At 33.0% G+C, this 17,288-nt stretch carries 9 protein-coding genes; 3 read left to right on the plus strand and 6 right to left on the minus strand.

Translation table 11 applies throughout. The features are described 5' to 3' along the window. Positions 1-90 precede the first annotated feature (90 nt). From SALWKB2_RS11210 to SALWKB2_RS11220, 3 genes are all read left to right on the plus strand, one after another. The gene (locus SALWKB2_RS11210) at positions 91-912 is read left to right on the plus strand and encodes a glycosyltransferase (protein ID WP_038649088.1); all 822 of its coding nucleotides are present in this window, start codon (positions 91-93) and stop codon (positions 910-912) included. Between the two features lie 9 nt (positions 913-921). Beyond that, positions 922-2,160: a sugar transferase gene (locus SALWKB2_RS11215; protein ID WP_051506515.1), complete on the plus strand. Its 1,239-nt coding sequence runs from the start codon at positions 922-924 to the stop codon at positions 2,158-2,160. A 378-nt stretch (positions 2,161-2,538) separates the two neighbouring features. Further along, a complete protein-coding gene (locus SALWKB2_RS11220) occupies positions 2,539-3,405 on the plus strand; it encodes an AEC family transporter (protein WP_025331768.1) in 867 nt (288 codons plus the stop codon). A gap of 26 nt (positions 3,406-3,431) precedes the next feature. Here SALWKB2_RS11220 and SALWKB2_RS11225 read toward each other — a convergent pair whose 3' ends face one another. From SALWKB2_RS11225 to SALWKB2_RS11250, 6 genes are all read right to left on the minus strand, one after another. Then, complete coding sequence (locus SALWKB2_RS11225) at positions 3,432-7,676, minus strand: YobI family P-loop NTPase (protein ID WP_144353300.1); 4,245 nt, start codon at positions 7,674-7,676, stop codon at positions 3,432-3,434. 400 nt (positions 7,677-8,076) lie between these two features. Continuing rightward, positions 8,077-8,685: a YdcF family protein gene (locus SALWKB2_RS11230; RefSeq protein WP_051506516.1), complete on the minus strand. Its 609-nt coding sequence runs from the start codon at positions 8,683-8,685 to the stop codon at positions 8,077-8,079. Positions 8,686-8,893: 208 nt separating this feature from the next. Continuing rightward, a complete protein-coding gene (locus SALWKB2_RS11755; RefSeq protein ID WP_025331771.1) occupies positions 8,894-10,720 on the minus strand; it encodes a leucine-rich repeat domain-containing protein in 1,827 nt (608 codons plus the stop codon). A 187-nt stretch (positions 10,721-10,907) separates the two neighbouring features. After that, complete coding sequence (locus SALWKB2_RS11240) at positions 10,908-12,617, minus strand: leucine-rich repeat domain-containing protein (RefSeq protein ID WP_025331772.1); 1,710 nt, start codon at positions 12,615-12,617, stop codon at positions 10,908-10,910. Positions 12,618-12,818: 201 nt separating this feature from the next. Beyond that, on the minus strand, positions 12,819-14,600 hold the full coding sequence (locus SALWKB2_RS11245; protein WP_025331773.1) for a leucine-rich repeat domain-containing protein: 1,782 nt from the start codon (positions 14,598-14,600) through the stop codon (positions 12,819-12,821). 417 nt (positions 14,601-15,017) lie between these two features. Continuing rightward, positions 15,018-16,496, minus strand: coding sequence for a hypothetical protein (locus SALWKB2_RS11250; RefSeq protein ID WP_025331774.1), 1,479 nt, complete (start codon positions 16,494-16,496; stop codon positions 15,018-15,020). Between the last annotated feature and the right edge of the window lie 792 nt (positions 16,497-17,288).

A 17,288-nucleotide genomic window follows, 5' to 3' on the forward strand; every position in this document is an offset into this window, starting at 1 on the left:
GTCATCCGAGAGGCACCTGCCTGCATTGTTGCGATATAATAAACAAATCTTGACAAACTATTAGCATAGGCATCCATCACTGCCACAACCATGAAAACGCGCCCTTTTTCCGTTCTGCTTTCCTTATATGCACAGGAACATCCCGACTGGCTCAGCGCCTGTCTGGAAAGCCTGTGTACGCAGAGCATACAGGCCGACGAAATCATCATGGTACTGGATGGTGCCGTAGGTACTGAACTGCATAGCGTACTGAACAGCTATCAGACCCGGCTGCCTCTGAAAATCGTCCCCCTGCCGCAGCATGTCGGTCTCGGACATGCCCTTAATGCCGGACTGGAACACTGCCGGCATGAATGGATCATGCGCATGGATACTGACGACATCTGCGCACCCGGACGGTTTGAATACCAGTGGGCATATATCCTGGAAAACCCCGATACCGCCCTGTTCAGCGGGCAGATAGCTGAATTCAGCACAACCCCGGAACTAAGCGGCACAGTCAGGCAGGTACCTCTTACAGACACTGCCATCCGCCATTATGCTCAGTGGCGCAACCCGATTAATCACATGGCTGCGGCCTACCGCAAAAGTGCGGTACAGGCAGTAAGCGGCTATCAGCATCACCAGTGGATGGAAGATTACAACCTGTGGCTGCGCCTGCTGGCGGCCGGCTATCAGGCAGCAAACCTGCCGGAAACCCTCGTGTATGCCCGTGCCGGTCACAACATGCATGCCCGCCGGCGCGGTCTGCGCTACCTTCGCAGCGAATGGCAGCTGCTGCGTCTAAAACACCGCCTCAAAAGCCAGCCATTGCTGCCGGCACTAAGCTGTTTTGCCCTGCGCGGCAGCAGCCGTCTGCTGCCGACCAGCCTGCTGGGCAACCTCTACCAACATTTGCGCCTGAACAAATAAAAAACAATTATGCGAAGTTTACTGTCCTATAAAAGCCGTCTTTTCTTCGGAACCCTGCTGGTAATGCTACTGCCACTGGCCATCATGGAGCCTATTAAAGGCTTTGCTCAGGGACGTGCTGCTTTCATCACCAGCATAATTCTTGCCGGTATTGCCCATATTCTGACAACCAAATCTTTATCCGTATTCAGCAACTTTCCCGGCAGAAAATCCGCAGTGATTGCTCTGCCGCATGCTTTCTTCTGGTTTTTCGGCATGTGGATGACGGCCAAATTCTTTAACCTGCCCTATACCGTATGGTTTTTATTCATGGCAGGCTGTCTGTCCCTGTTTCTGTGTATTTCTTATATCTATTACCGCAACAAATTCATAACAACCTACGCATACCTACCCTACGGACGTGCCAGCAACGCCGACCAGCTTCCCAACGTCAACTGGATAAAATTAACCAGCCCCTGCCTGCCTGAGACCTCTGTCATTAATGGCATTGTTGCCGACCTGCACGAACCTGAGCTCGACAACCACTGGCAGAAATTTCTTGCCCGGCAAACCCTCAATGGCATGCCTGTCTACAATATTCGTCAGGTAGAAGAATTTCTTACCGGACGGGTTAAAATTCATCACCTATATGAAAATGATCTTGGTTCTTTGCTGCCTTCACCAACCTATGTATTGATTAAACGCGTATTCGACATCGTTCTTATCCTGCTATCCGCCCCTGTTACCCTGCCGGTAATGCTTATTACTGCCATTGCCATCAAACTTGAAAGCCCGGGTAACATCCTGTTCCGGCAAAACCGTGTAGGACGCAGCGGCAAAGAATTCTGTATTTATAAATTTCGCAGCATGTGCAGCGATTCAGAGAAAAACGGTGCCCGCATGGCGCAACTTGGGGATGCCCGCGTCACCCGTATCGGACACATCATCCGCAAAACCCGCATCGACGAGCTGCCGCAGTTCTGGAACATCCTGAAAGGTGACATGAGCCTGATTGGTCCCCGCCCTGAGCAAAAAGTATTTGTCGACCAGTTTATTCAGGAAATTCCCTTTTATGACTACCGCCATATTGTCAAACCCGGTATTTCCGGCTGGGCGCAAGTTACTCAGGGCTACGCTGCCGACACCGAACAAACCCAGATAAAAATCGAACATGATTTTTACTACATCAAACATTTTTCCTTCTCACTCGACATACTCATATTCTTCAAAACCCTCAAAACCATGCTCACCGGCTTCGGCGCACGCTAACCCAGCCATCCCCATACAAAACGCTACCAGTAAAATCTTACCGGTAGCGTTGCAATACACTTACAAAAACCACATAGCACAACTGCCGATAAACAGAAATCTTTACACCAGACCAAAAGCAATAAAACACATAACAGATATCAAAATAGTGAAAAATGATTGCTGCATTTATCTCCCCATCCCACGGCTGCACCAGTAACGCTGATTATCTGGCTCTAGAAAAAACTCAAATACCAAAATTTATCAGACACGGATAAAAATGATTAAACGTATTGTAAATATAAATACCTTATCGAATAAATGCAGATGACTAATGTTCTGAAAAAAGATAAGCTACAATGAACTATCACAAACCGATGCAATGCTCAGGGAGCCGGCATGACCCTGTTTCTACCCTTGATTTACCTGCTCTGTGGTCTGATCGCCGGCAAATTAACCCGGGATACAAAACCTGTTTTGTCTCTGCTACTGACAAAATTTATTATCCCTGTCGTAATTATCTATAATATAGCGACCAATTTCAGCAATATGGGCGCGGTATTAATTACCACTATTGTTGTTATGAGCATAATGCTGCTTGCCGGTAAATTTCTCCGGATCAATCCGGTAAGCACCCTGTGTTTCAGCTATCTGAATATTGGCTGGCTCGGTCTTCCCATAGCAGCCTCACTCTTTGGTAATCAGGCTGCCGCAATATTTATATCTGCCTATATCGGCAGTTCTATTGTCGGTAACTCACTTGGGGCATGGCTGCTTACCGGCATCCGGTTCAATATCAGAAAACTGATTCAAATGCCTCCCGTCATTGCCCTTATTATTGGCTGCTTATTGTTACCACTGGGTAAACAAATCCGCGAGCTGGATATAATTTATTCCCTCGCTAAATTTCTGATGAGCTTTCTTGGCATGGCTATTCTTGGTATGTGGCTGGCTAAAAGCAGAATTACACTGACCGACATCAGAAACACCATTCAGACCTTCCTGAAAAAAGCTGCGGCTTATTTCTGCATCCTCTCCGCCCTGCTTGGCCTTGCCTGTCTGTGCCAACAGAACCTTATTCTGGAAAATAGTGCCGCACTTTACTTATTTTGCCTGCTTCCTCCGGCAGCCAATATCATTGTTCTTGAAACCCACTATCTGGGTACCGGTTACTCCGTTAAACCTATTTCCTGTGGTACTTGTATCAGCATTATAGCTATTGGTATCTATGCTATAGGTATTATGGCAATAAAATTAACTAACTAGTTTGAAATTGTTCAACCAACATACTTTCAGCCATTTCTTTTAGTAATTCGATAATATTTCTCTTGTTTATTATCTACACAGAAATCCTGTATTAAACCTTGTTCTTTTAGTGCTAACAACAGACGACTATAATCTTCACAACATTTAATTTTTGGCGTACCACGATTCCATATTTTATTAAATTCGTCTAATTGCATACTCTTTAATGCCTGCCTTCGCTCTGATACATGCATATATTTATAGGGTAAAGCCTGAATAAATAAATCAATTTTTTTATTCTCTCCTAGCTTTTCAGAAATAAACAATTTATTCAAAAGATTATCTGCAATATCTGTTTTTTGTTTTATTACAATCAATTCACAATTTTTAATTGACTGTTCTACGATAAGACTCTGAATATCTTCATCATGTTTATCATAGTCTTTGATTAAATTCACTAAATCATCTTTATTAAAGTTATACTCCAGTACATATGCCATTATCTTAGATGAAAAAGAATATTTAATAACCGAAACTGGTTCGTTAGTATAGTTCAACAAGTTAATTGCATCATCATCACTAAGTTTTAATCCAAGAAGCTGCAGTGCTTCCCCAAAATTAAACAATTCGGTTTCTTCCGATATTAAATTAAGATAGTCTGCAATATGTGTCTGTAGATATTTTAAAGCAATTTCTCCATCGCAATGAGCTCTTATAAATTTCAATGCCTGCGGGCTTCTCTCAATTGAAACAAAATCAATATTATTATTTACCTGTTTGACAATAAGATTCTGAATATCAGCTTCATAACTCTGATAATTATTAATCAGCCCAGTTAAATCATTAGTATCAAAATTATACTCCAGAACATATACCATTACTGCCAGTGAAAAATTTTGCTCACAAATAGATACCGAGTTATCAGTACATTTCAGTAACCTGATAGCACTATCGTCATCAACTGGTTTATTAATCAGGCTTAATGCTTCTTCATAATCAAATAATTCATTATCTTCTTCTATTAAATCAAGATAATCTGTGAGATTTTTTTGGATAAAATATAAAATCGCTTCATTATCATAATTCAATTTAATAAAATCCAGAGTAGATCTACTTACTTTTTTATATTTATCAAAGTTTAAACAAATTATTTTATTATCGACTAAAATTTTAAACTTATTTATAGCTATATTTTCAATATCAAATCTCCCATAATCAACACCTAAAGTCGATAATATTTCTTTGTATTTATAATTAGTTATTTTTTGATTGATTATTATTACATCCAAGAATTCTCTTTTTACATCCTCGTCTTCATCATTAGAAACTCCTTTAAAATCTAAGTGTTTTTCATTATTGTTAATGAATTCAATCAGATATTCATCTACAGATTCATCCGTTTCTTTGATATGCTGGAAATAACAAAGAATATTTTCTTCGTTATAAGCAAGTTTACCCGGACACAGTAAATTTTGCCATAACTCAGTATTCTCAACCTTATCTAAGCTGGTAATGGGGGTTTGTAAATATTTTATATACTCCAGCTTATGCTCCTGAGAAATATCGTCATGATTTAACAAATACAGCACCTCAGTTTCGTTATCAGATATTTTCTGTTTACAATTGGCCAAGATCAGATGCAGGTAAACATCTATATTTTGGGCAATATAAGCTGCCAATGGAGAATCAGGTTTATTTTGAACACAGGTATAATTTCTATGAATAATATCCTGCTCATCTACAATAGAATATTGTGTAGATAACATTAATTTAATATTAGCAAAATTCAGCTTGTATAATGAGTTATTATAAACTTCATTGAACAAATCTTTATTTGCAGTTTCATAATTGATTTGTGCAAATTTAATTTTAAGAAATAAAAATTGTTTTACTAATTGTTCTACATCAGGAGCTGCTATATTTAAATAATCAGTGCTATTGGCAATATAATTACTGAGACAATTATCATATTCATTAATTTTTTTAATAACATCCTGAGGTAAGCAATATAAAATCTTTAAAGACAAATCATAGAGTATATAACTAGGAACTAATTGACTAAATAATGCAATCTTAAAAAAATTTGGTGAATATTCACTTAATAAATTTACAAATTTTTGTAAATTTTCTTCGCTTGATACAGGCCAGAATACATTAATAAATTTTATATTTTCTACCACCGAGAATTGACATAAGATAGCTTTTAATTTTTCTGCATAGTTTTCTGATTCAGTTAATAGATAATTAACTAAATCAACATTCAATATCTCTGGCTTTGAAAAATAATCTATCTGATGCTGAAGTTTCCCAATAACCAATTCAGGATTATTCAGTTTATATTCATACTCTTTCTTGATTTCATCCATAATACTACGCAAATAAGTTTTATCAGCTATAGTTAAACTATTAGGATAAAAATAAGTCATATAATCAGCATAAGTTTCATCAATATAGCCATTGCGAATTAAATATTTTATTAAAGAAAAGTATGGACTATTTTTTATTTCTAAAGCTTTTTCATTCTTTTCTATATTATTAGAATTACTCGGATATTCATCAAAAATTCGGTCAATATTTGTCTTATTAAGGATATATTTTAATTTTTTACTTGGTAGCTGCAAGATTTCTTTCTGAATATTTTCTTTTTCTTTGTTTATTAATTCTATGTTTTTTTTATATTCTGATTGACAACAATCAAGTTCAGATTGTTCCTGATTATCTAATTTTTTAATTGCCTTATCGACTTCTACTGATGATCTATAATATCTATATCTGTTTCTAACTTCATCTTGTTCCACTTTATATTTTGCTTTTATTTCATCTATAGATTTAGAATGATTATCCTCAATTTTTTTAATCTCTAAATCACAATCATCTATATTTGCTGATAATTTATCCTTTTCATTCTTAATATAAATTGGTTTATTATTAAATATATAAAATACAAACCCCTGATTCATCTGCAATAATGTAAAATCTAAAGGAAATAAATTTTTATAGACAATTATCGCAAACATTTTATTAGCATTGAGTTCAAGTTTATTATTATTTATATTTGAATAATACAAATGAAATTCATTACAGATGTTTTTTAGCAATCTCATATCATCAATATATAACGATATCCCTTCTAAAAATCCCTTCTCTATTTTATTTCCATCTATATAGGTTTTTAAAATTGTTATTAGTTGATCATAGGAATTTGAACTATCAACTACAGGAACCACAGGAATAATGAAATCAAAAAATTTTGTTCTGTCTTTGGTGCAAAATATATCATCACGTAACAAATAGAAAAACCTTAATATTTTTGTTTCCTTTTTTTGATACTGTTTTAATTGATTATTCGTTAGCTTATTGATTTCCCGTAATCGTTCAAAAATACGCACATTATCAAACCGGTCAATATCCTCAAAGACAATTACATCTACATCAGCATTAGCAAAAAGATAAACAACCTCATTTAAATACTTATCAAAAAAAGAATCACTGGACTCTGTAACAATTTCTATTTCATTGCCCTGAAATTTTAGTTTTCTGAATATATTTTTATACTTCTGAATCTTAATAATATAGTAAAGAAATATTGCAAACAGACCCATACTCCAGATAGCACTGCTCAGAAGAAATATCTTAGTAGTAAACCCAAGTAATAAATCTTTTAAGCCACTATACTCCAGGGACAAAACAAATTCTTTCCATGTTGCAGAAAATATAATATCCAGCATAAAGAGCAAGAAAATAATACTGCTTACTGTAATTGCCAATAAATCTCTTTTACTAGTAATTCTTTTAACAGCAAAATTGCTTTGTGGTATTTGTTCTGACGAAATCTGATGAATCAGCTGATTTAGAATTTTAGCTTCGAGGATTGATAATTCATTATTTTCATTTTTGGAATTTGCTTCTTTGTTCAAAACTGCAGATAAATGATTATTTTCTGTACGAAAATGAGCCAGTGATATATGCAGAAATTTTCTAACTGGTTTTCTATTCGTATTTGTAGTTTGAAGATATTTTTCATATGATTCAATCAAACTACTTTTACCTGAACCATATGCACCTGAAATTGCAATATTTCTAACATCATCATGTTGAAAAACATAATCAAAAGCTTTTTCACTTTCCTTTAAATCAACCTCGGTGTAGGGTGTTAATTTTTGATACTTATATTCTGCTTCTTCATTTTGTTCTGACGATGACTTTGACTCATTACTTTTATTTTTATTTTTAGCCTTCAACCACCATCCATATATCTTTTTACACCATGAGTTATGCTTAACGTCAGACATATTGAATTATTTATACAGTTATACATTAATTTACATTTTAACAATTTAATACTGAAAATCAATATACTAAAAGATTATTTTTTTCATACATTCCATTTTGACAAAGAATCAATTCCGATATATTTCCAGTTAAACTACGAAATTTTAAATTTAATATATATATCAGCTATCGATTCTAATTCGAAAATTACTAAAAAGTAATTATGTCAAACTGCATAAATAGATTCACTTTCATAGACACAAGTTTCTTGCACGGAATACTTCAACAGTATTTCCGTTTATATTATCCCTAAGACAGCTGATGGTTATACCGGTTAATAATAACCGTATCTATTCTAATTCAATACTATAAACTGACTATCATCCACCCAGTATTCTCAATATTTTAATTATCCGTATTCTAATTATCATTATTCAGGGGATGATCAAACAACCATGAATTAATCAGAGCTAATGGTTCTCTAATAAGAGAAATGTAGTTCCTGTAATTTCTGAAACTTAAAGGTGCAGATAAGCCGGATACATCTTTTACTCCTGATCTTTTAGCCAACATAATAGAACGCAATAAGTGAAAATCATTGGTAACTACCACGGTTTTACCTAATGGTAATACTTTATTCGCATAAACAAACTGCTGAGCAGTACGTGTTGATTTATCTTCAAGATAAACCCTTGAGGCATCAATCCCGTTATCAATTAAATAACCAGCCATAACGCTTGCTTCTGTTGCCGGCTCGCCTTCTCCTTGTCCTCCGCAAACAACTACTTTTGTATTAGGGTTATTTTTCAAATAAACCAGAGCTTTATCTAAACGCCCTTTTAAAACAGGATGAGGTACTGCAGGATTACCCATTACCTGAGCACCTAAGATAACCATAGTATCAGCATTGTCTGCTGCTTTTTGCCGGGCGTAGAGATGAATAATGACATTACAGATAATAAAATAAGCTAAAACAATTATTACAAACCAATGAACCAATTTATAAATATTCATAATGCTTTTATTCATAACTATCCGTAAAATAATTGTTAATCAGTTCTATAAATTGAAAACAAATAACGCTATAACGTAAAATATGCCAGGAACTATAGCAACTAATCAGCATTTTATCCACAATAACAGCTACGATTTTATTACTCAAAATTTTGCAATGAATATCCAAACATAATTCCTGTCTTCTGCTATTAATTGATAACCGCTGATAAAACTGCCATGATTATTCAAGAGACAGCTTTTGCTTCAATTGCGCTGCGCAATCTCTGGCCATCTGTTTAAACTCATCAGCTTCAGCTTTTAAAAATAGTTTATCTGTAAATTGTTCAAATTCTTCCAAATTACCTATCAGACTCCCATTGTAAACAAGTTTTATTTCTCCCTGTAAATAAACTGTAAAAATAAAGGCTTTTATTGAATGGCATTTTTTATAAACTATATTTTTTATTTTTTTTATATCCAGTTCAATTGAGCCAAACATTAAATCTTCCGGCAATACACTGATTTTAGTATTCCTGATAGATAACTGCCTTTTTACAAATAAATTTTTTGGTAATTGCTTAATATTAGTGTCTTGCAAGTATAAATCGCCATTTAATTTTAAATTGTCTGGCAATTTTTTAATTGAGGAAGAACTCAGCCAGAGATCTCCTTCTACTTTTAAATCAGAAGGTAATGTTTTAACTCTGGTATTACTCAAAAACAACTCATTTTTTACAAATAAATTTTTTGGAAGCTTCTTAATCTTCGTTCTGAATAAATCTAAAGTTCCATTCACATTTAAATTATCCGGAATTTTTTTAATCTTTGTATTATGTAAGTCTAAATCACCGCCAATATGTAAATTTTTCGGTAATTTTTTTAGTTTTGAAGAACTTAAATTAAGATTACCGGCAACTTTTAAATTCTCAGGCAATGTTTCGATTCTGGTACAGCTCAGATCAAGATATCCGCCAACAGTCAAATTATCCGGCAACTTTTTTATAGGGACATAACGTAAAGTCAGATCACCTTTTAATTCAAGATTATCCGGTAGCTGTTTTATTTCGGTATAACTCAGATATAAACTGTTTTTTACTTCTATATTGGCAGGCAGTTGTTTTATCTTGGCACCATCTAAACCCAGACTTGTGCATTGTACATTTGAATGCTTTAATAATTTTTTGACTTTAATAGCGCGCAATCCCAGATATCCGTTTACAATCAGATTATCCGGCAACTTTTTGATTTTTGTAAAACCCAAATCCAAATAATCGTTAACAGTTAAATTATCTGGTAACTTTCTAATTTTAGAGCCTCCTAAAGCAATGCCACCAGTTACTGTTAAATCTTTTGGTATTTTTTGTATTCTGGTACCGTATAAATCCAACTTACCCCCAACCTTTAAATTTCCAGGTAACTTTTTAATTCGGGTATCACTTAAATCTAAATCACCCATAATGTCAAGATTATCTGGTAATATTTTAACTTTTGTTCTGCTTAAATGGAGATCTCCGCTTACAGATAAATTTTCAGGTAATTTTTTAATTTTGGTACGGGCAATGTTCAGATCACCCTGTATATTCAGATTATCAGGTAATCTGTCAATTTTCGTATCTGACAAATTTAAAGAACCAGCTACATCGAATCTTTCCGGTATATTGCAAAAATGCGACCCCCGCAAAGCCAAATTTCCTTTTACTTTCAGATTAGCAGGTAATGATTTAACAGGTGTTTGTTCTAAATTCAAATCTCCATTTACTGTTAAATTATCTGGTAATGATGCAATTCTGGTACGTAATAAATCTATAGAGCCTTTTACATTTAAATTTTTTGGCCACGCTTTAATCTTAGTTGCGCGCGCACATAAATCACCATTTACAGTTAAATTATCCGGCAATTTTTTTATTGTTGTTAATCGCAAATTGAGATTACCGTTAATAATAAGATTATCCGGTAAATGTTTGATTCTTACTTCAGCCAGATTAAGAGATTCCAATATTGTGATTGAATTATCCCCAATACTGTATTTAATCTGCTGTGTATTTAAATATGTGATAAATTGTTCCATAACTTATTTCTCTGTGTTTTTAGCTTAAGTCACTTAATACAAATCAATTGGATGGAGTTGAATTAAAAACAGTACAAAATATGTTTATGCTATTTTTAATAAATTACTGCCGGCCAAATATATCTGAGTCACGTACTGGCAAATTCAGCATTTTTTGCAGCTGTCGGCCAGTACTTTGTACATTAAGTTAATTAATTCTGATTTTTTTCTGCAATTCCTCTACGCAATCTCTGGCTGCCTGTTTAAGCTTACCTGCCTGCGGGTCAAGAAATCTCTGGTTAACAAATCGCTCATATTCTTTCAGATTACCAATCAGGGATTTATTCTGAAAAATTTTATATTCACCATTCAAATAAGCTGCAAAAATGGTTTTTCTTTTAGATGTACAATTTTTCCGGTAAGCAATATTTTTAATCTTTTTAAGATCAAGACTTAACCATTTAAGCTCAAGACTTTCCGGCAGATATCTGATTTGAGTTTTTCTCAGGTCGATGCCTTCTTCAAGTTTCAGATTTTCGGGTAATTTTTTAATTTTGGTATCATTTAACAGCAGTTTTTTACCGACCTGCAAATTTTTGGGTAACTTTTTAATTCGGCTATAGCTTAACTCCAGGCAATCCTGAACATAAAGTGTATCCGGTAAGTGAGAAATTTTAGTTACATTCATAAATAAATTTTTTATCTGAGTAAAATTTTCAGGTAGTTTTTTTACCTTAGTGCGAGTTAAATTTAACCCATTAACTACATTAAAATGGTTGGGAATTTTTTTAATTTTGGTACCCCACACGTCTAACTCACCTCTCACAGAAAGACTTTTAGGTAATTTTTTAATCAATGTATAATCAACAGATAATTGACCACCAACACGCAGATTTTCAGGCAATTTTTTAATTGTCGCCTCAGACAAACTGAGATTTCCGTTTATACGCATATTATCCGGTAATTTTTTGATTTCGCAGTTATTCAGATACAGATTAGATTTTATTTTTAAATTCTCTGGTATTTTCTTAATTTTATTATTACTCAGATCCAGACTAGAGCAAGTACCTTTAAAATTTTTAAGTAATTTATTGATTTTAGTTGATTTTAATATCAAACAGCCTTTTACTTTTAAATTTTTTGGCAATTTTTTGATTTTTGTTTTTGCTAAATCCAGATCGCCGTTAACTTTAAGATTATTTGGTAATTTTTTAATTTCTGAATACCATAGTTTCAAATTATCTTTTACCTGAATATCCTTTGGTAATTTCCTAATTTTTAGATAACTTAGATTTAAACTACCATCCACTCTCAGGTTTTCAGGTAACTTGGTAATATGAGTACTATTTACATTAAGATCGCCGGTTATATGCAAATTAGCGGGCAAGGTATTGATAGCGCAACTTCCCAAATTAAGACTACCTTTTATACTAAACCTTTCCGGTAATCTGGTAATTCTGGTTGAAGAGACATCTAAATCCCCGGCAACAGTCAAATTTTCTGGCAACTTCACTATATAAGTATTCTGTAAATATAAATTGCCGTCTATCATTAAATTGTCTGGTAGCGACTGAATATAACTAAAGGATAAATCCAGCCCACCGCCTATAATGAGCTTTTCCGGTAATGTAATTATTTTGGTATAAGAGGCATTCAGTTGTCCATGAACCACCAGATTGTCCGGTAATATACTAATTTCTGTACCGGATAGATTCAGATCCCCATAGACAATCAGATTATCCGGTAAATTTCTGATTTTTGTTTCAGAAATATCCAGATTGCCTTTAATAATTAAATTATCCGGCAGTGATTTAAGTGGATTTTGATAAAAGCACAGATTATCCAGTACCCGAATAATGTCATTTTCAACTGTATATTTAATATTTTTTTGGTTTAATATTTCGATAAATTTTTTCATTGATTTAGTATGTAAGCATACGGGTAAAAATTAAGGTAAATAACTGCGCTGCATACATTTCCAGAAGGCTGGTATTAATATCATGCAGTTTCAGTATATATTTTCGATATAAATATCTATTTATAATTAAAAAATTACAAAGATTAATAAGTACTTTGACTTTATCCGGTCTGGTTTTATTGTCACCCAGTATTCAATATATTAAGTTTTATGAGTACTGAGTTTTCTCTGCAATTGCTCTACGCAATCCTTGGCTGCCTGTTTAAGCTTACTTGCCTGCGGATCAATAAATCTCTGGTTAACAAATTGCTCATACTCTTGCAGGGTACCAACCAGGTATTCATTCTGAAAAATTTTATATTCGCCATTCAAATAAGCTGCAAAAATGGTTTTTCTTTTAGCTGTACAATTTTTCCGGTAAGCAATATTTTTAATCTTTTTAAGATCAAGGCTTAACCATTTGAGCTCCAGATTTTCCGGCAAATATCTGATTGAAGTTTTTTTCAGGTTTATACCATGATCAAGTTTCAGGTTATTCGGTAGCTTTTTAATCCGGGTATTACTTAACAGCAATGTATTACCAACCTGTAATTTTTTAGGTAATTTTTTAATTCGGCTATTTCTCAGATCCAGATAATCCTCAACATTGAGCTTATCTGGCAAACGGTTAATTTTAGTTTCCTCTATTGCCAGTTTTTTTATCTCGGTAAGATTCTGAGGTAATTTTTTTACTTTAGTCGAAGTTAAATCCAGCCCATTGACTACATTAACATGACTGGGAATTTTTTTAACTCGGCAACCCCATAAATACAGCTCACCTCCTACTGAAAGTTTTTTAGGTAGTTTTTTAATCGGTGCCAGCAAAAGAGATAAATCGCCACCAACATGCAGATTTTCGGGCAATTTTTTAATTTTTGCGTCATTCAGATTCAGATTTCCATTTATATTCATTTTTTTGGGGAATTTTTTGATTTTACAATCATTCAAATACAGATTGGATTGGATTTTTAAATTCTCTGGTATTTTCTTGATTTTATTACAGCACAAATCCAGACTAGTGCATGTTGCCCTAAAATTTTTAAGTAATTGATTGATTATTGTTTTGCGTCCTCCCAATGCTAAACAACCATTTACAACTAAATTATCCGGTAACTTTTTAATTTTTGTTCCTGACAAACCCAGATTACCGTTCACCGTCAGATTATCCGGTAATTTTCTGATTTCTGTAAAACTTAAGTCCAGATTAGCTTTAACCTGAATATCCTTTGGTAATTTCTTAATTTTGGAAGATCCCAGAATCAGACTACCATCTACTTTCAGATTTTCAGGTAACTTTGTGATAGGGGTATAACCCAAATCAAGATCGCCCGTTATATGCAGATTAGCAGGCAGAGTATTGATACCGCTTTTTTCCAGACAAAGACTGCCTTTTATCGTAAATTTTTCCGGTAATCGGGTTATTCTGGTTGAAGAGGCATCCAGATCCCCGGTAATAACTAAATTTTCCGGTAATTCTAGTATACAACTATTCTGTAAATATAAATTACCGTTTATTGTCAGATTTTCTGGAAGCAACTGAATATTGCTAGAGGATAAATTCAGCGCACCACCAACAATTAGCGTTTCCGGTAAAACTTGTATTGCGGTACGAGAGGCAATAAGTTTGCCCTGAACCACCAAATTTTCCGGTAACACTCTGATTTGTGTACCGGATATATTCAGATCCCCGCGAAAAATTATATTTTCCGGCAGTTTACTGATTTTAGTATGGGAGATATCCAAATTACCGCAGACAATCAGGTTATCCGGTAACTGGCTGATTTTTGTTTGGGAGATATCCAGATCACCTTCAATAATTAAATTATCCGGCAGTGATTTAAGTGGATTTTGATAAAAGCACAGATTATCCGCTATGCGGATAATCTCATTTTCAACTGTATAGTTAATATCTTTTTGGTTTAATATTTCGATAAAATTTTTCATTGATTTAGTATGTTAATCATACTGGTAAGGTTATCGACCATAACTTAGCCGCAAATATTCAGATTCAATCTACTTAGAGCAGCATTAACTGATAAATAATTGAAATTAACATTACATACAGTTTCAGTATACATTGTTTTAATGATTTTTTCAGCACATATGTTTTTTAATAAAAATTAATAAAACGAATACAAATATTCTGACCGGAACCAGAGCTGTTTTTGTGGTTAAAATAAAAGTAATAAAAAATTAAATAAGACTATATTATAAAATTAATTAATCATCTCCAGTAGGGTAAGTAATTTACTAATATATTAATTTATCAGCCCAATCAAACTGTAACCTGAATCGTAATATTCATTAAATTTTGATGAAATACCCATATATTTACTTTATTTGTATTAATATGCAGCTATATTAGCGTTGTTTCGAGTTTTCTTTATTGATGATTTTTTTGTATTGCTCAAATTCTTGCATTAAATCTTCTTTTGGCATTGTCATCAATCTTTTCATATGATCTATTTCCTTCATACATGCTTGTGCTAAGTCTTGATTTTCAAGTATGAGTTGATCACGAAATTCTTTATCCGAATTTTTATAAAATACAGGAATTTGTCTCAAGCTATAGTCAAAGGATTCTTTTTTTCGCTGCTTTGTTTTTTCAAAGAAGTTCAAATTTTCTTGTGATATATAAGTTTTATTAGAAAATATTGTAAACTTTTTATTATTTGATTCAGACCTTTTATATGAGTGTAAAATATATCTTCTAGGTTGATTATCTTTTTCAAAAACTATTCGATAATCAAATTCACAACCTTTTTTATCCACATGAGAACCATATTTTTGGTCAATATATACCATATCCCCTTTTTGCTTAACCCATTTTCCACGTCGTCCGTCGTAATAACCCTTTTTTGAATACTTTGAAAGTTGTCCCTTAAGTTGTAAAACTTCAAATGTTTTGCCTTTAACATAAGAACCATATATATCTTCAGCATCAGACCAACTTAATTTTGAGTCAGGAATAACTATATGTTCATATTTTTGCCCATCCATGGAGATAGTCATTTCATCAAATAAATCACCTTTTTCTTCATTACTTAATACTTTCTTTTTAATTGGTTTATCATTTGAAAACCAAACACTGGTATTTAAGACAATATTTCTGGCTAAATAGTCTTTTTTAGTTAACTGTGTTCTATCATAATCATAAGTAAAGTCAAAAAACTTATCGGTTAATATATCAAGATTTAATGGTTCCACGTTCATAAATCTATTTACAGAACCTTTCAATTTATTGATATCGATTTGATTTTTAAAAATCGGTAAATAATAATCTGATCCGTTTCGAAAATAATAAGGTTTAGGATTTTTGGAAAATTGAAAATCTGGATAATAAAGATAAATACCTTCAAGAACATACTTTTGCTTGTTATTTTTAGTAGGTTTAGGAATATCAAAGTTTATAATTTGATTATCTTTATCAACTTTTAAATTTGTCGCAAATGCATATTGATTTATTTTGTTATACACAATCTCTATATCATCAATTCCCAAAATATCCCTTAATGATAAAAATGGTGATGGACTATTTTTTGTCGTTTTTTTGATGATGGAGCCTGTTTTATCAGTTATAGGCTCATAATTTGCTATTATTTTAATATTCTTTTTCGGAAATTTTTGTTTAATATCTTCATTTTCTGCATGAGTTAAATAAGGATTATAAAAATCATCAATTTGTAAACTGACATGTAAAGATTCCTTGGCGTCAGAACTATTTATTAACTGGTTCTCAGCTATACTTACACTTTTGTAGTGTTTAGCACAAGAACTTAGTAAAAAAGCCAGCAGCAACGAGGTTATTAAAAATATTATTTTTTTTATATACATCTGCATAATTAAATACCCCATATTATTAAGTAGATAACTAAATACAAAATGCTAATCTAATAATCACATGCTGAAATATTTGGTATTCACAATATTTGCATACTATACTGTTAAATTAGTTTAAATACAACATTGATATAAAAATCGGTTAAATAATATAGACCGATCCTGCTATTTACAAATTGCTTAATTTATCCGAAGTGTATAAATGGTGCCGAATCTGGTTTAAAGCTATCTTTAAATTCATCTAATACAACAGACGCAGGCGGGCTATAATCGCCTTGTACCACAATTTCTGTATATCTTTAAAAGCACTAGTGTTGATTTCGCAAGCTGTAATCTAAAAAACTGATTCTGCAGATTTAAATTGAGACAGACATTTTGCCGGTCTTTAAATAAAGGCTGTTTACAATCATAGTTATTTTCACTTTGTGTATCTTTTTCAGAATAATGATGAGTATTAAGAGTTAACCGATAGAAAAATGACTTATCCTTAACTTGCTTATTAACAGCCGCAATATCATGCACAAATATTAATGTCTCAATCTTCCGATTATGAAGAACATTGTTAAAATCAAAAAAGTTATTTTAGTTTTTAAAATGTATATTATTAAATAATAAATATAAACTTTCAATTTATTAATTAGTTATATATTTATCAGTAGCCGGTTTTCAGAAAATATTCAATCTGGTTTTATTTGCCGCTGTATTTCAAGTCATATTTCTATCAGATTTCTGTTTTATCACTCCTGTCCAGTTCAGTTATTGCCGTTTGAACAGAAATAACTTTTGTCAGAG

This window comes from Snodgrassella alvi wkB2 (assembly GCF_000600005.1).
Lineage (GTDB): Bacteria > Pseudomonadota > Gammaproteobacteria > Burkholderiales > Neisseriaceae > Snodgrassella > Snodgrassella alvi.

Bases quoted from the DNA above. Each gene is read 5' to 3' on its own strand.
- SALWKB2_RS11210 (WP_038649088.1), top strand. From the start codon at position 91: ATGAAAACGCGCCCTTTTTCCGTTCTGCTTTCCTTATATGCACAGGAA.
- SALWKB2_RS11215 (WP_051506515.1), top strand. From the start codon at position 922: ATGCGAAGTTTACTGTCCTATAAAAGCCGTCTTTTCTTCGGAACCCTG.
- SALWKB2_RS11220 (WP_025331768.1), top strand. From the start codon at position 2,539: ATGACCCTGTTTCTACCCTTGATTTACCTGCTCTGTGGTCTGATCGCC.
- SALWKB2_RS11225 (WP_144353300.1), bottom strand. From the start codon at position 7,676: ATGTCTGACGTTAAGCATAACTCATGGTGTAAAAAGATATATGGATGG.
- SALWKB2_RS11230 (WP_051506516.1), bottom strand. From the start codon at position 8,685: ATGAATAAAAGCATTATGAATATTTATAAATTGGTTCATTGGTTTGTA.
- SALWKB2_RS11755 (WP_025331771.1), bottom strand. From the start codon at position 10,720: ATGGAACAATTTATCACATATTTAAATACACAGCAGATTAAATACAGT.
- SALWKB2_RS11240 (WP_025331772.1), bottom strand. From the start codon at position 12,617: ATGAAAAAATTTATCGAAATATTAAACCAAAAAAATATTAAATATACA.
- SALWKB2_RS11245 (WP_025331773.1), bottom strand. From the start codon at position 14,600: ATGAAAAATTTTATCGAAATATTAAACCAAAAAGATATTAACTATACA.
- SALWKB2_RS11250 (WP_025331774.1), bottom strand. From the start codon at position 16,496: ATGCAGATGTATATAAAAAAAATAATATTTTTAATAACCTCGTTGCTG.